This is a genomic window from Pseudomonas delhiensis, assembly GCF_900187975.1.
Lineage (GTDB): Bacteria > Pseudomonadota > Gammaproteobacteria > Pseudomonadales > Pseudomonadaceae > Pseudomonas > Pseudomonas delhiensis.
In genome coordinates, this window is sequence record NZ_FZPC01000026.1 from 102,195 (window position 1) to 116,543 (window position 14,349).

13 protein-coding genes are annotated in these 14,349 nt (G+C 67.9%); 8 read left to right on the forward strand and 5 right to left on the reverse strand.

Annotated elements, in window-relative coordinates:
* The first annotated feature begins 214 nt into the window (after window positions 1-214).
* Together CHC02_RS22590 and CHC02_RS22595 are read left to right on the forward strand one after the other, a co-directional pair.
* The gene (locus tag CHC02_RS22590; RefSeq protein ID WP_089393646.1) at window positions 215-694 is read left to right on the forward strand and encodes a hypothetical protein; all 480 of its coding nucleotides are present in this window, start codon (window positions 215-217) and stop codon (window positions 692-694) included.
* A 176-nt stretch (window positions 695-870) separates the two neighbouring features.
* The gene (locus tag CHC02_RS22595) at window positions 871-2,148 is read left to right on the forward strand and encodes an outer membrane protein transport protein (protein WP_089393647.1); all 1,278 of its coding nucleotides are present in this window, start codon (window positions 871-873) and stop codon (window positions 2,146-2,148) included.
* Window positions 2,149-2,591: 443 nt separating this feature from the next.
* Here the strand turns inward: CHC02_RS22595 and CHC02_RS22600 are convergent, their stop codons facing one another.
* From CHC02_RS22600 to CHC02_RS22610, 4 genes are all read right to left on the reverse strand, one after another.
* Window positions 2,592-3,146 carry a glutathione peroxidase gene (locus tag CHC02_RS22600; RefSeq protein ID WP_089393648.1) on the reverse strand — a complete coding sequence of 185 codons (555 nt, stop codon included), beginning with the start codon at window positions 3,144-3,146 and terminating at the stop codon, window positions 2,592-2,594.
* Window positions 3,147-3,204: 58 nt separating this feature from the next.
* The gene (locus CHC02_RS30785; protein WP_279615549.1) at window positions 3,205-3,330 is read right to left on the reverse strand and encodes a hypothetical protein; all 126 of its coding nucleotides are present in this window, start codon (window positions 3,328-3,330) and stop codon (window positions 3,205-3,207) included.
* A complete protein-coding gene (locus CHC02_RS22605; protein ID WP_089393662.1) occupies window positions 3,327-4,523 on the reverse strand; it encodes an MFS transporter in 1,197 nt (398 codons plus the stop codon). The genes CHC02_RS30785 and CHC02_RS22605 overlap by 4 nt, the downstream gene beginning before the upstream one ends.
* A 74-nt stretch (window positions 4,524-4,597) precedes the next feature.
* Window positions 4,598-5,014 (reverse strand): MarR family winged helix-turn-helix transcriptional regulator, encoded by a 417-nt coding sequence (locus CHC02_RS22610; RefSeq protein WP_089393649.1) that lies wholly within the window; start codon window positions 5,012-5,014, stop codon window positions 4,598-4,600.
* 150 nt (window positions 5,015-5,164) lie between these two features.
* Here CHC02_RS22610 and CHC02_RS22615 point away from each other — a divergent pair, with 150 nt between their 5' ends.
* Window positions 5,165-6,985, forward strand: coding sequence for an acyl-CoA dehydrogenase C-terminal domain-containing protein (locus tag CHC02_RS22615; protein ID WP_089393650.1), 1,821 nt, complete (start codon window positions 5,165-5,167; stop codon window positions 6,983-6,985).
* A 261-nt stretch (window positions 6,986-7,246) separates the two neighbouring features.
* Here the strand turns inward: CHC02_RS22615 and CHC02_RS22620 are convergent, their stop codons facing one another.
* On the reverse strand, window positions 7,247-8,611 hold the full coding sequence (locus CHC02_RS22620; protein ID WP_089393651.1) for a DEAD/DEAH box helicase: 1,365 nt from the start codon (window positions 8,609-8,611) through the stop codon (window positions 7,247-7,249).
* Between the two features lie 134 nt (window positions 8,612-8,745).
* Between CHC02_RS22620 and CHC02_RS22625 the strand changes: the two genes are divergently transcribed.
* From CHC02_RS22625 to CHC02_RS22645, 5 genes are all read left to right on the forward strand, one after another.
* Complete coding sequence (locus CHC02_RS22625) at window positions 8,746-10,110, forward strand: MFS transporter (protein ID WP_089393652.1); 1,365 nt, start codon at window positions 8,746-8,748, stop codon at window positions 10,108-10,110.
* 151 nt (window positions 10,111-10,261) lie between these two features.
* On the forward strand, window positions 10,262-11,569 hold the full coding sequence (locus CHC02_RS22630; protein ID WP_089393653.1) for a mechanosensitive ion channel family protein: 1,308 nt from the start codon (window positions 10,262-10,264) through the stop codon (window positions 11,567-11,569).
* Window positions 11,570-11,666: 97 nt separating this feature from the next.
* Entirely contained in the window at window positions 11,667-12,197 is a 531-nt protein-coding gene (locus CHC02_RS22635) for a dihydrofolate reductase family protein (RefSeq protein WP_089393654.1), read from the forward strand.
* Window positions 12,198-12,205: 8 nt separating this feature from the next.
* Window positions 12,206-12,613, forward strand: a complete 408-nt coding sequence (locus CHC02_RS22640; RefSeq protein ID WP_089393655.1) for an NUDIX hydrolase — start codon at window positions 12,206-12,208, stop codon at window positions 12,611-12,613.
* Window positions 12,614-12,981: 368 nt separating this feature from the next.
* Entirely contained in the window at window positions 12,982-13,584 is a 603-nt protein-coding gene (locus tag CHC02_RS22645; protein ID WP_089393656.1) for a C40 family peptidase, read from the forward strand.
* Window positions 13,585-14,349: the final 765 nt, after the last annotated feature.

Genomic DNA, 14,349 nt, shown 5'->3' on the forward strand with positions numbered 1-14,349 from the left:
CTCCTTTCCCGACGCGGTAACCCATTCCCGGTTAATCACATCGAGGAATATGCCTGGGCTGCAGAAAATCAAAACAATTTAAAAACAGTCCTTTACAGTGGTTTTGTCGCACTACACTTCAAATCGAGCGGCTAAGTCCGCTTACGGCGGGGCCCAGGAGAACATCAGAAGCTGCCAAGACGCCCAGCCCCGCCGTTCATCGAGGGACAAGACCATGGGAATCGCCGCCTGCGACCTGCGACAGCACGTCATCCGGCCCACCCTGCTGTACCTGGAACGTCACAGCGGGGAGGCCGAGGCGCTGTTGCTGGGAGCGGCGGCCTGTCAATCGGCGCTTGGCAGCAGCCTGGACAACGGCCACGGACACGGCCTGTTCCGCATCGACGAATACCGCCACCAACAGCTCTGGGATCGCTACCTGGCCCTGGACCCGAACCTTGCCAGCCGCGTGCGCGGCCTGGCCAGCCAGCACGCCTTCCTCGACGCCCCGCACCTGGAACTGACCGTGAACCTGCGCTACAGCACCGCCATCGCCTGGATGCTGGTGGAGGCCCAGCGCCTGCCACTGCCCGCCCCCACCGACCACCTCGGCCAGGCCAGGGTCTGGCGCCGGGTGTTCCGGCCCCATGGCCACCTGCGTGATTTTCTCGACGCCTGGCAGGCATACATCGGCGATCCGCTGCTCGCGGCCTGACCTCGGTCAATGACCGATCAGTCAGCTTTCATTTACATACATTAACGAAGCTAAAGGCTCGCCCAACGGCGGCACTTTGCGCGCAAAAGCCCGACGTAGAGCCCCTTTGGGGTACTACCAAAGGCCCGGGAATCTTGGTAGTTTGCGCGCCGTTGACCACAGGAGTTGCTCTTACAATGAAAACAACATGGCTCAAAACCACCCTCGCTCTGACCATCAGCGCTGCCTCTGCCCAGGCCCTGGCCAACGGCATCGCGATCAACGAACAGAGCGCCAGCGGCGCCGGCACCGCCTACGCGGGCCGCGCTTCCTCGGCACTCGATGCCAGTACCATCTACGGTAACCCGGCCGGCCTGTCCAAGCTCAAGCGCACCGAGGTCAGCGGCGGCCTGGCCATCGTCGATGCCAAGGACGACATCAGCGGCGCCTCCGGCCCGGGCTCCAACAAGGGCGACTCCGTCCCCCTGGCCGCCGTCCCGTTCGGCTACTTCTCCACCCCGATCAATGAGGACTTCACCGTCGGCCTCGGCGTCTACGTGCCCTACGGCATCATCAACGACTACGAGAACGGCTTCCAGGGCAGCTACCACGGCTCCTACAGCAAGGTCCAGGTGATCACTGTCCAGCCGACCATCGCCTACAAGATCAACGACAAGGTCTCCGTCGGCTTCGGCCCGACCTTCAACCGCATCGACGGCCAGTTGAAGAACGACCTGGCGACCAATGCGCTGAATGGCGGCCGCGGCGACACCCACATCGACATCAAGGGCGACGACACCGCGCTGGGCTACAACATCGGCGTGATGGTCGACCTGACCGACGACACCACCTGGGGCCTGACCTACCACTCCAAGGTCGACTACCACCTGGGCGGCCGCACCAAGGTCAAGAACGCCCCCGGCGCCCTGGGCCTGAACGGCAGCTACGACGCCAAGCTCGACATCACCCTGCCGGAGTCGGTGGATACCTCCTTCACCCACAAGTTCAACGACAAGTGGACCGGCTACGTCGGTGCCGTATGGACCCGCTGGAGCCGCCTGGAGGCCATCGAAGTGCGCAACAGCGGCGTACCGGCCCTGGGCCAGGCGCTGGGCTTCGGCACCATCGGCGAAGACCTGAAGTGGCATGACACCTGGTCGGCCTCCATCGGCGCCTCCTACCAGTTGAACCCGGAATGGGTACTGCGCACGGGCTACGCCTACGATCCGTCGCCGACCGACAACGACTACCGCAACGTGCGCATCCCGGTGGGCAACCGCCAGATCGTCACCTTCGGTGCCGGCTGGTCGCCGAACCCGGACCTGACCGTCGACGTCGCCTACGCCTACCTGTGGGAAGACACCGCCAGCGTCAACGTCAAGGACGGCACTGGCATCGGCCTGCAACCGGCCTATAGCGCCAAGTACGACAACAGCGCCAACGGCCTGACCGCGCAAGTCACCTATCGCTTCTGACAGGCGCGAGCGCACGGGGAGAAGCCGGGCAGATGCCCTGATGCCGTTCCCTTGAAGAATGCCGTTTCTTCCCATGGGAGAAACGGCATTTTTCATGGGGGCTTCGTTTGTTGCCCTGGCCCTGCGCTCCAATCAAGAACGGCATTGCTCTTCGTAGGATCGAGGGGGACGCCTAGTTCTTGCTCGCGAACCCTGGGCTCCCAGTTCGTAGGGCGCATAACGCCTACGGCGTTATCCACCAATCGCGGACAGAGTCCTACGGTTCCAGGAAAGCACGGTCGTAGGAGCGGACTCCGTCCGCGATTGGATTCACCGCCCACGCCGGACGCCCCGGTGGCACGGCCAACGGCGGATAACCGCGAACGGTTATGCGCCCTACGAACTTGCCGGCTGACCGCCCACGCCCAAGGGAGCGGAGCCAGGTATCGTCCGGCTTTTCATCCTTACGGCTGGCTGGCGATCGCCTTCTCGATGGCCGCCTGCAATGCCGGGTCGTCCGGCTTGGTCAGGCTGGGGAACTGCGCCACCACCTTGCCCTGGCGGTCCACCACGTATTTGTAGAAGTTCCAGCGCGGCGCCTGGTCGGCCTGGCGCGCCAGCTCGCGGAACAGCGGGATGGCGTCGTCGCCGCGCACCGGCTGCACCTGGGTCATGTTGAAGGTCACGCCGTAGTTGCCGTAGCAGACCTGGGCCGTCTCGGCGGCGTCGTCGGCCTCCTGCTTGAAGTCGTCCGAGGGCACGCCCAGCACTTCCAGGCCCTGGCCCTTGTAGCGCTGGTAGATCGCCTCCAGGCCCTTGAACTGCGGGGTGAAGCCGCAGTGGCTAGCGGTGTTGACCACCAGCAGCGGCTTGCCGGCGTAGAGCCCGCACAGGTCAAGGTCGACCTTCGAGCGCAGCTTCTGCAGGTGCCCCTGCTGCGCCAGCAGCGGCGGGCAGTCGGCGGCCTGGGCGGCCAGCGGCAGGCAGCACAGCAGGCCGAGGAACAGATGGCGGGACATGGCGATTCTCCTTCTTCGATCGGAGGACGCTACTCCCCTGCCCCGCGCTCGGCAATCCTCAGAAGCAGTGGCCCAGGCCCGCCTGCAGCAGCGCCAGGCCGCCATGGCGCCAACCCCACCAGGCCAGGCCCAGCAGCGCCACGGCCAGCACGGCCGCCCCCAGGCGCAGGGCCAGCGGGTTCATGCCGCCTCCGCGGCGCCCAGGCGCGCCACCGGGCGTTCGCGCACCGGCCAGTTGAGCAGGCCGGCGAGCAGCGAGAGGAGGATCGCGATGCGCCAGACCAGGTCGTAGTTGCCGGTGTGGTCGTAGACGTAGCCGCCCAGCCAGCCGCCGAGGAAGGCGCCGATCTGGTGGAAGAGGAAGGTGATGCCGCCGAGCATGGACAGGTTGCGCACGCCGAACAGCGTGGCCACGGTGCCATTGGTCAGCGGCACAGTGGACAGCCACAGCAGGCCCATGGCGATGCCGAAGGCGTAGGCCGTCCACACCGTCAGCGGCGCCCAGAGGAAGGCCAGGATCACCAGGCCGCGCACCAGGTACAGGCCGGTCAGCAGCTTCGGCTTGCTGAAGCGCCCGCCGAGCCAGCCGGCGATGTAGGTGCCGAACACGTTGAATAGCCCCACCAGCGCCAACACCGTGGTGCCGACGGTGGCCGGCAGGTGGCGGTCCACCAGGTAGGCCGGCAGGTGCACGCCGATGAACACCACCTGGAAGCCGCAGACGAAGAAGCCCAGCGACAGCAGCCAGAAGCCGGAATGCCCGCAGGCCTCGCGCAGCGCATCGCCCAGGGACTGCTCGTGGGACTGCACCGGCAGCGGCTTGTCGCGCATCAGCCCGGCCAGCGGCACGATCAGCGCCACCAGCAGGCCCAGGGCGAGCAGCGCCGCCGACCAGCCGAGCCAGCCGATCAGGCCGAGGGTGCCGGGCAGCATGGCGAACTGGCCGAAGGAGCCGGCGGCGGCGGAGATGCCCATGGCCATGCTGCGCCGCTCCAGCGGCACGGCGCGGCCGACGGCGCCGAGGATCACCGAGAAGGAGGTGCCGGACAGGCCGATGCCGATCAGCAACCCGGCTGACAGCGAGAGGCTGGCGGCGGAGTCCGCATAGCCCATCAGCACCAGGCCCAGGGCATACAGCAGGCCGCCCACCAGCACCGCGCGGGCCGCGCCGAAACGGTCGGCCAGGGCCCCGGTGAACGGCTGGGCGATACCCCAGATGAGGTTCTGCAGGGCGATGGCGAAGGCGAACACCTCGCGGCCCCAGCCGAACTGCGCGCTCATGGGCGCGAGGAACAGGCCGAAGCCGTGGCGGACGCCCAGGGACAGGGCCAGGATCAGGGCGCCGGACAGCAGTATCCAGAAACCCGCACGCGACAGCTTGGACATTGTTCTTCTCGCTCCAACAGGGGTATATACCCGCATTTATCCAGAAGAGCCCTTGGCAAAGGGGCTCAATCGAGGGCTTCCAGCTCCCCCAGCAAGGCCATCAGCTGCTCGCGGCGTTCCGCGCCCAGGCGTTCGTACATCCGCCGCTGCGCCGCCTCCCACGGCTGCGCGCCCTGCTCCAGGCGCTCGCGTCCGGCGGCGGTGAGCAGCACCAGACGGTTGCGCTGGTCGCCGGCATCGCCCTGCAGCACAACCAGGCCCTCGGCCTGCAGCGGCCGCAGGTTGCGGCCCAGGGTGCTGCGGTCCAGGCCCATGGCCTCGGCCAGCTCGGAAATGCTCGGTTGCTCCAGGCGCGCCAGGTGACGCAGCAGGGAAAACTGCGCGACCGTCAGCCCGATGCCCTGCAGGGCATCGTCATAGACGCGGGTGACACCACGGGCGGCACGGCGCAACTGGGTGCAGAGGCATTGGGTGGTCAGCATGATACGTGTATATACCCGCGACACCCGCGGCGGTCAATCGCGATGACGGTCGATTGTCCGATCTGCCAGGCGCCGGCTGTTGCCGCTGCCAAGGCCAGGCGGGGTGCGCGGCCGTATAACTGCGACCACAGTCCCCCCGAGGTCACCCCAATGCCCGTCTACAAAGCCCCGCTGCGCGACACCCGCTTCCTGCTCAACGAGGTCTTCGACTTTCCCGAGCACTACCGCAACCTGATCAACGGCGCCGAAGCCACCCCGGACATGGTCGACGCCATCCTCGGCGAATGCGCGAAGCTCTGCGAGGAGGTGATCGCCCCGCTCTACCACTCCGGCGACGAGGAAGGCTGCCACCTGGAGAACGGCGAGGTGCGCACGCCCAAGGGCTTCAAGGAGGCCTACGACGCCTACGTGGCCGGCGGCTGGCAGGGCCTGTCGCACCCGGTGGAATACGGCGGCCAGGGCCTGCCGATGAGCCTGGGCGCGCTCAAGCAGGAGATGCTCGGCACCGCCAACTGGCCCTTCTCCATGTACCCGGGGCTGTCCCTGGGCGCCATGAACACCCTGATGCAGCACGGCACCGAGGAGCAGAAGCGCACCTACCTGGCGCCCCTCACCGAAGGCCGCTGGGGCGGCACCATGTGCCTCACCGAACCGCAGTGCGGCACCGACCTGGGCCAGGTGAAGACCCGCGCCGAACCCCAGGCCGACGGCAGCTACGCCATCACCGGCACCAAGATCTTCATCTCCTCCGGCGAGCACGACCTCACCGAGAACATCGTGCACATCGTCCTGGCCCGCCTGCCCGACGCGCCCAGGGGCACCCGCGGCATCTCGCTGTTCATCGTGCCCAAGTTCCTGCCCGGCGGGGACGGCGGCCTCGGCCCGCGCAACGGCGTCAGCTGCGGCGCGCTGGAGAAGAAGATGGGCATCAAGGCCTCGGCCACCTGCGTGATGAACTTCGACGAGGCCCGCGGCTTCCTCATCGGCCCGGCGAACAAGGGCCTGGAATGCATGTTCACCTTCATGAACAGCGCCCGCATCGGCACTGCCATCCAGGGCGTGGCCACCGCCGAGCTGGCCTACCAGGGCGCCCTGGCCTATGCCCGCGAGCGCCGCTCGATGCGCGCGCTGTCCGGCACCAAGGAACCGGAACAGGTGGCCGACAGCCTGATGCACCACGGCGACGTGCGGCGCATGCTGCTGACGCAGAAGGCCGTGGCCGAGGGCGGCCGCGCGCTGGTCTACCTGGCCACGCAGTATGCCGACAAGATGATCCAGGGCCTGCTGAGCAACGACGACGCCGAGTACCAGCGCTGGGACGACAAGCTCGGCTTCCTCACCCCCATCCTCAAGGGCTGCCTCACCGAACTGGGCCTGGAAAGCGCCAACCTGGGCATGCAGGTGTTCGGCGGCCACGGCTACATCCGCGAGCACGGCATGGAGCAGATCGTCCGCGACGCGCGCATCGCCACCCTCTACGAGGGCACCACCGGCATCCAGGCCCTGGACCTGCTGGGGCGCAAGGTGCTGCTGATGACCCAGGGCAAGGCGGTGCGCGACTTCACCAGGGTGGTGGCGAAGTTCGCCACCGGGCTGCTCAGGGAGGAGCCGGCCATGCGCGGCCGCGCGCTGACGCTGCTGAAACTGTGCGCGCAGTGGAACCTGCTGACCCTGCGCATCGCCCTGAGCGCCCGCAAGGAGCGCGACCTGGTGGGCACGGCCAGCCACGACTACCTGATGTTCTCCGGCTACGTGGCCCTGGCCTACGCCTGGGCGCTGCAGGAAGCCACGGCGCGCAGGCGCCTGCGCCAGGGCGGCAGCGAGTCCGGCGATTTCTACAAGGCCAAGATCGCCACCAGCGACTTCTACTTCGCCCGCCTGCTGCCCCGCGCCAAGGGCCACGCGGCGGCCATGGGCAAGCCGGTGCGGTCGGTGATGGGGCTGAAGGCGGAGCATTTCGCCTTCGAGTGATCCGGGACGCCCGCCAAGCCCCGGGAGTTGCTGTAGGAGCGAGCTTGCTCGCGAACGGATTCCGCCGCGGGGTTTGTTCGCGAGCAAGCTCGCTCCTACGAAAAGCCCTGGCGCAAACTACGCCTAGGCCGCTCTTCGTAGGATGGGTTGAGCTTGTGCTCAACCCATCCTACGGGGCTTCGAACCCACCTGTAGGAGCGGGCCCTGCCCGCGATTTCGCGCGCAGGGCGCGCTCCTACGAAGAGCCTCGGTGCCGGGAACTTACTCGGCCGCCGGCTTCCTGCGCTTGAGCGGCGCCATGCCGTCGTTGCTGACCACCGCGGACGGCGCCGCCTTCGGCTTGTTCGCCGGCTTGCGCCTGGCGGCGGGCTTGGCGCCGGCCTTCTTGCCGGCGTCGGTCTTTTTCTTCTTGGTGCCGGCGGCCTTGCCCGAGGCCTTGAGCTTCTTCGGCCCCTTGTAGCCGGCCTTCAGGCCTGGGATGCTGCGGGCTTCGAAGCGCAGCTTGAGGTAGCGCTCGATGCTCGACATCAGGTTCCAGTCGGTGTGCGCCACCAGCGAGATCGCGGTGCCGGCGGCGCCCGCGCGGCCGGTGCGGCCGATGCGGTGCACGTACTCGTCGCCCTTGCGCGGCACGTCGTAGTTCACCACCAGGTCCAGGTTGTCCACGTCCAGGCCGCGGGCGGCCACGTCGGTGGCGATGAGGATCTTCACCGCGCCCTGCTTCAGGCGCTCGATGGCCAGCTTGCGGTCCTTCTGGTCCTTCTCGCCGTGCAGCACGAAGACCTTGTGCCCGGCGGCGATCAGCCGGCCGGTCAGGCGGTCGGCCTGCACGCGGGTGTTGGTGAAGACGATGGCCTTCTCATAGGGCTCGTTCTGCAGCAGCCAGAACAGCACGGCTTCCTTGTGCTCGCCCTCGTCCACCAGGATGACCTGCTGGCGGACTTCCTCGTTGATCTCGCCGACGCGGTTGAGCAGCAGGTGCTCCGGCTCGCGCAGCACCTGCTCGATCATCTCGCGCAGGCCGCTGCCGGCGGTGGCGGAGAACAGCAGGGTCTGGCGCTGCGCCGGGCACTGGCCGGCGAGCTTGAGCACGTCCTCGGCGAAGCCCATGTCGAGCATGCGGTCGGCCTCGTCCAGCACCAGCACCTCGACGTCGCCCAGCGGCAGGTTGCCGGCGTTGAACTGCTCGTTCAGGCGGCCGGGGGTGCCGATGATGATCTCCGGGTTCTTGCGCAGGCGCGCGCCCTGCACCTTGAAGTCCTCGCCGCCGGTGATCAGGCAGGCCTTGATGAAGGTGAACTGGGCGAAGCGCTCGACTTCCTTGAGGGTCTGCTGGGCCAGCTCGCGGGTCGGCAGCAGGATCAGCGCGCGGGCGCCGCTCCTGGGCTTCTCCTCGCTGAGCAGGCGGTGCAGCAGCGGCAGCACGAAGGCGGCGGTCTTGCCGCTGCCGGTCTGCGCGGTCACGCGCAGGTCGCGGCCCTCCAGCGCCTTCGGGATGGCCGCGGCCTGGACGGCGGTCGGCTCGGTGAAGGACAGGGTTTCCAGCGCCTTGAGCAGGCGTTCGTGGAGGGCGAATTGGGCGAACAAGGCAGACCTCGGGAAGACGAAAGGAACAAACAGCTGCATAGCGTAACGGTTGCCGCGCGCGCGCGCAGGTTTTATTCGCCGGTCGCGATCCGCACGCCCCGTGTCGCCCTCGGGCAAGTCCGCCGCCGGGGCCCATCCCAGACTGGCCGCAGGACAGCCCGAGGAGTGTCGAGATGCCGCATCGCCCCACCGCCGCCGAGCGCCTCGAGCGCCTGCCGCTGAGCCCCTACCACCGCCTGATCTTCGTGATCATCGCCCTGGCGTTCTTCTTCGACTCCATGGACCTGGCGATGATGACCTTCCTGCTCGGCTCGATCAAAGCCGAGTTCGGCCTGTCCAGCGCCCAGGCCGGGCTGCTGGCCAGCTCCAGCTTCTTCGGCATGGTGCTGGGCGCGGCGCTGTCGGGCATGCTCGCCGACCGCTTCGGGCGCAAGCCGGTGTTCCAGTGGAGCATCGTGCTCTGGGGCCTGGCCAGCTACCTGTGCTCCACCGCCGGCGACGTGCAGAGCCTGACGCTGTACCGCGTGCTGCTGGGCATCGGCATGGGCATGGAGTTCCCCATCGCCCAGTCGCTGCTCTCGGAGATGATCCCGGCCAGGGCCCGCGGCCGTTACATCGCGCTGATGGACGGCTTCTGGCCGCTGGGCTTCATCGCCGCCGGCTGCCTGTCCTACTTCGTGCTGCCGGTCGCCGGCTGGCGCAGCCTGTTCCTGCTGCTGGCCTTCCCCGCCCTGTTCGTGCTGGCCATCCGCTTCATGGTGCCGGAGTCGCCACGCTGGCTGGAACAGGCCGGGCTGGCGGACAAGGCCGAACGCTCGCTGCAGCGCATCGAGGCGCGGGTGATGGCCTCGCTGAAGCTATCCAGCCTGCCCGAACCGCAGCCGCTGGCGCGTCCCGAACCGAGCCGCCCGGGCTTCTTCAGCGCCTTCGCCGAACTCTGGTCGCCGGCCTACCGCAGCCGCACCCTGACGGTCTGGAGCCTGTGGTTCTTCGCCCTGCTCGGCTTCTACGGCCTGACCTCCTGGCTCAGCGCCCTGCTGCAGCAATCCGGCTTCGCCGTGACCCAGTCGGTGTACTACACGGTACTGATCTCCCTGGCCGGCATCCCCGGCTTCCTCTGCGCGGCCTGGCTGGTGGAGCGCTGGGGGCGCAAGCCGAGCTGCGTGCTGATGCTCCTGGGCGGCGGCGCCATGGCCTACGCCTACGGCCAGACCGCGGTGTTCGGCGGCAGCCTGGCGCTGCTGATCGGCTTCGGCCTGGCCATGCAGTTCTTCCTCTTCGGCATGTGGGCGGTGCTCTACACCTACACCCCGGAGCTGTACCCCACCTCGGCGCGCGCCACCGGCTCTGGCTTCGCCTCGGCGGTGGGCCGGGTCGGCTCGCTGCTGGGGCCCACCATCAGCGGCCTGGTGCTGCCGGTGGCTGGCCAGGGCGGCGTGTTCACCCTCGGCGCGCTGTGTTTCCTGGCGGCCGCCGCGGTGGTCTGGGGCTTCGGCATCGAGACCCGCGGGCGCACCCTGGAGGAGCTGGCAGGCTGAAGTTACATTTCGGAAATTTCCTCCCCGCCCCAGCCGCTACAATGTCGCGCTCACCCCGGCCATCGCGGCCGGGCCTTCGCGGCTACCCCGTAGCCTCCGCAATACGCGCCACCCCGCACTGGCGCCCCGATCCAAAGGATGTTTCCGGCCTATGGACCTTTCCTCCCCCCTCGCCACCCTCCAGGGCTACTGGGCCCTGCTCGACCAACAACCGCTGGCCAGCGCCGGCCTCGGCCTGGCCCTGCTGCTGGGCGTGGCCTGGCTGCTCGGCCGCCTGGCGCGCTACCTGGTGCGCCGCATCGCCGACCTGCTGGCCCGCCAGCCGGCGCTGGGCTGGCTCGGCGACCTGCGCGACAACCGCGTATTCATGCGCCTGGCCCAGACGGTACCGTCGCTGGTGGTGCAGTTCGGCCTGGCGCTGATCCCCAACCTGACCGGCCGGCCCGAGGCCTTCCTGCGCAACCTGGCCATGGCGGTCACCGCGCTGTTCCTGCTGCTGGCCCTGAGCGCCCTGCTCGACGCCCTGCTGGACATCTACGCGCGCACCGAACACGCCCGCACCCGCTCGATCAAGGGCTACGTGCAACTGGCCAAGCTGTTCCTGTTCGTGTTCGGCGGCATCGTCATCGTCTCCATCCTCATCGACCGCTCGCCGATGCTGCTGCTCTCGGGCCTGGGCGCCATGTCCGCGGTCCTGCTGCTGGTCTACAAGGACACCCTGCTGAGCTTCGTCGCCAGCGTGCAGCTGACCAGCAACGACATGCTGCGGGTGGGCGACTGGATCGAGATGCCCCAGGTCGGCGCCGACGGCGACGTGGTGGACATCACCCTGCACACGGTGAAGGTGCAGAACTGGGACAAGACCATCGTCTCCGTGCCCACCTGGCGCCTGATGTCCGAGTCGTTCAAGAACTGGCGCGGCATGCAGCAGTCCGGCGGGCGGCGCATCAAGCGCAGCCTGTACCTCGACGCCAGCCAGGTGCGCTTCCTCGACGAGGCCGAGGCGCGCCGGCTGTCCGGCGTGCGCCTGCTGACCGACTACCTGCAGCGCAAGCAGGACGAGCTGAACGAATGGAACCAGGCCAACGCCGGCAACGTGCCGCTGTCGGCCAACCGCCGGCGGCTGACCAACATCGGCACCTTCCGCGCCTACGCCGAGGCCTACCTCAAGGCCCACCCGGAGATCCACCCGCACATGACCTGCATGGTCCGCCAGCTGCAGCCCACCGCCGAGGGCGTGCCCCTGGAGATCTACTGCTTCACCCGCACCACCGCCTGGCTGGAGTACGAGCGCATCCAGGGCGACATCTTCGACTACCTGCTGGCGGTGCTGCCGGAATTCGGCCTGGGCGTCTACCAGCAGCCCAGCGGCCAGGACCTGCGCGGCGGCCTGCAGGGCTTGCAGCCGGCAGCAACGCGCGGCGAACGCCATCCGGCGCTGGAAGCGGAGCAGGCCTGATCGGACGGGCGACAGCAGCCGCCCTGGCCGCCTGGCCGGGGCGATGCCATGCTCAATGCAGGCGCGCGCTTCCGCGCGCCTTTCCCGGAGAAACGCCGTGCCCGCCACCCTCATCTATTACGTGGCCAGCAGCCTGGACGGCTACATCGCCCGCCCCGACGGCAGCGTCGACTGGCTGAAGCATTTCCAGAGCCAGGACGACGACCATGGCTACGCCGCCTTCTACGCCGGCATCGATGGCCTGCTGATGGGCCGCGGCACCTACCTGCAATGCCTCGACTTCGGCGAATGGCCCTACCCGGACAAGCCGGCCATCGTCCTCACCCGCGCCAACCATCTGCCGCTGGCAGCCCCTCAGGTGGAACTGCTGCACTGCTCGCCCAGCGAGGCCCTGGCCAGCCTGGAGGCCCGCGGCTGCCAGCGCATCTGGCTGGTGGGCGGCGGCAGCCTGGCCGGCAACTGCCTGGCGGCGGACTTGCTCGACGAGGTGATCGTCAGCATCATTCCGCACCTGCTCGGCGCCGGCATCCCGCTGTTCGGCATCGGGCTCGAACGGCGCCTGCAACTGCTGGAACAGCGCAGCTTCCCCAGCGGCATCGTGCAGGTGCGCTACCAGGTCCTCAAGTGAGCCCGCGCATGCCCCAGACCACCCTCGACATCGCCGCCGCCTGCCTGCTCGACGCCAGCGGCCGCCTGCTGCTGGTGCGCAAGCGCGGCACCCGAGCCTTCATGCTCCCCGGCGGCAAGCGCGAGCCCGGCGAAAGCCCGCAGCAGGCGCTGCTGCGCGAACTGCAGGAAGAACTCGGCCTCGTCCTGCCGGCCAGCGCCCTGCAGCCACTGGGCAACTTCCAGGCCGCCGCGGCCAACGAAGCCGACACCCGCGTCGACGCCCACGTCTTCGTCGCCAGCCTGCCGCACCCGGTGAGCGCCGCCGCCGAACTGGAGGAACTGGCCTGGCTGGAACACGACCGCCACCCCGAACCACTGGCGCCGCTGCTGCGCGAAAAAGTCCTGCCGGCGCTGCGCGAACACCTCGCCGACTGACGAAAATCGTCAGATGACCTGCATTTCGTCGGGTTTTTCCCTGCGACATGAGGTCCTACTCCACGCCTCGCGCGCCCCCTTCTTCCCGCCCTCGCGCGGCCTTTGGCCATGTCCCGGCAAGCCGCCTGGCATAGGGCTTTCAGCTATAAGGCCGGCGCCCGACCGGGCGCTCCGGACACATGTCATCGAATGCCCGCCGAGTCACACGGCGTTCCCCGCAAGCGACGGACGGTCAAAACACAGTCACGAAAAGTCGGTCAGAATGCGCGGAATTTTTCGCGGACCAAAGGAAACCATCGCCCGCCGAAGAGCAACGGCGATCCAGCGGAGTCTGGGTTACATCCACAACCAGAAAGAAGACATGCCGAATGCGCAGTACCCTTTTGACATGCCTTTCCATAGGCTTGGCAGCCAGTTTGGCCGCCGTTGTAACCGGGGTGGAAGCTTCCCCACGGGCCACGCGCTCCTACGCGCCCGCCCCTCTCGAACTCCGTGTCCCGGTGCAGGGCAAGGAGCTGCTGAGCATCGCCCAGCCGGCGAAGCCGCAGCCCAGTGACGCCCACCAGGTCACCCAGCGTGCCTTCAGCATGATCGGCACGCCCTACCGCTGGGGCGGCACCTCGCCCAAGGGTTTCGACTGCAGCGGCCTAGTCAAGTACGTGTTCCGCGACGTCGACGACGTCGAGCTGCCGCGCACCGCCCGGGCCATCTACCAGAGCAGCAACCCCAAGGTGGCGCGCCGCGACCTGCAGCCCGGCGACCTGGTGTTCTTCCGCATCCGCAGCCGCAACGTCGACCACGTGGGCATCTACGTCGGCAACGACCGCTTCGTCCACGCCCCGCGCCGCGGGCAGAAGGTGAAGGTGGCCAACCTCAACGACAAGTACTGGCAACGCCATTACCTGGCGGCCAAGCGCGTGCTGCCGGAGACCCTGGCCAAGGCCGACCTGCCGGGCAACCGCTTCGAGTAAGGGCCTGCGCCGCAAGACAGGACGCCGTTTTCCCGGTGAGGGGAAACGGCGTTTTTTGTGGGCGAGAGAGGGACGCCCGCTCCTTGCTCGCGGATATTGCTCCGCACACGCCAACCTCCCCCTGACGCGAAAACCCAGGCCGTGCCACCGGGGCGTCCAGCGCGGCCGGTGAATCCAATCGCGGACGGAGTCCGCCCTACGGACTTCCGATGGGGTTGAGGCGGAGGTTGGGCTCTGCAAAGAGAGCCCTCTCCCCAGCCCTCTCCCTGAAGGGAGAGGGGGCTTGTCCGTGCCGAGAGAAAGCATGGTTTCAGCCGGAAGCTTTCGGCGTTGCCGGCTGACTCACGAATACCCAAGCGCTCCGAACGGTCCCCTCTCCCTTCAGGGAGAGGGTTAGGGAGAGGGAGCGGAGTCGATCCAAAACACCGCAGCTGCCGGGAAACTCCCTTCGCGAGCAAGCTCGCTCCTACGAAGAGCAGGATTTCCAGAGAAATATCCGAGCGCACCGAAACGCCCCTTCAGAAGGCCGAGCGAAACCCGCGCTCAGGAGGTCATGCGACATGGATGTCGCGAGAGCCCCGATCAGCACAGGGACGTGCTGTCGGGGCGGGCCTCCGTGGCGGGGGAATTCGCGAGGGTAGCCCGGCTTTATCGGGCCCGTATGCGGGGCATGTAGAGGACAAGCACATGGGTAACAAATGAGTTCAGTCACATGGGTGACACTCGCATCGTCAGGTATCGATCATTTCGCTCGTGTTCGTCCAG

Excerpts from the sequence above, each read along its gene's own strand:
- CHC02_RS22620 (WP_089393651.1), bottom strand. The coding sequence starts at position 8,611 with ATGCAGCTGTTTGTTCCTTTCGTCTTCCCGAGGTCTGCCTTGTTCGCC.
- CHC02_RS22615 (WP_089393650.1), top strand. The coding sequence starts at position 5,165 with ATGCCCGTCTACAAAGCCCCGCTGCGCGACACCCGCTTCCTGCTCAAC.
- CHC02_RS22640 (WP_089393655.1), top strand. The coding sequence starts at position 12,206 with ATGCCCCAGACCACCCTCGACATCGCCGCCGCCTGCCTGCTCGACGCC.
- CHC02_RS22630 (WP_089393653.1), top strand. The coding sequence starts at position 10,262 with ATGGACCTTTCCTCCCCCCTCGCCACCCTCCAGGGCTACTGGGCCCTG.
- CHC02_RS22600 (WP_089393648.1), bottom strand. The coding sequence starts at position 3,146 with ATGTCCCGCCATCTGTTCCTCGGCCTGCTGTGCTGCCTGCCGCTGGCC.
- CHC02_RS22625 (WP_089393652.1), top strand. The coding sequence starts at position 8,746 with ATGCCGCATCGCCCCACCGCCGCCGAGCGCCTCGAGCGCCTGCCGCTG.
- CHC02_RS22595 (WP_089393647.1), top strand. The coding sequence starts at position 871 with ATGAAAACAACATGGCTCAAAACCACCCTCGCTCTGACCATCAGCGCT.
- CHC02_RS30785 (WP_279615549.1), bottom strand. The coding sequence starts at position 3,330 with ATGAACCCGCTGGCCCTGCGCCTGGGGGCGGCCGTGCTGGCCGTGGCG.
- CHC02_RS22590 (WP_089393646.1), top strand. The coding sequence starts at position 215 with ATGGGAATCGCCGCCTGCGACCTGCGACAGCACGTCATCCGGCCCACC.
- CHC02_RS22610 (WP_089393649.1), bottom strand. The coding sequence starts at position 5,014 with ATGCTGACCACCCAATGCCTCTGCACCCAGTTGCGCCGTGCCGCCCGT.
- CHC02_RS22645 (WP_089393656.1), top strand. The coding sequence starts at position 12,982 with ATGCGCAGTACCCTTTTGACATGCCTTTCCATAGGCTTGGCAGCCAGT.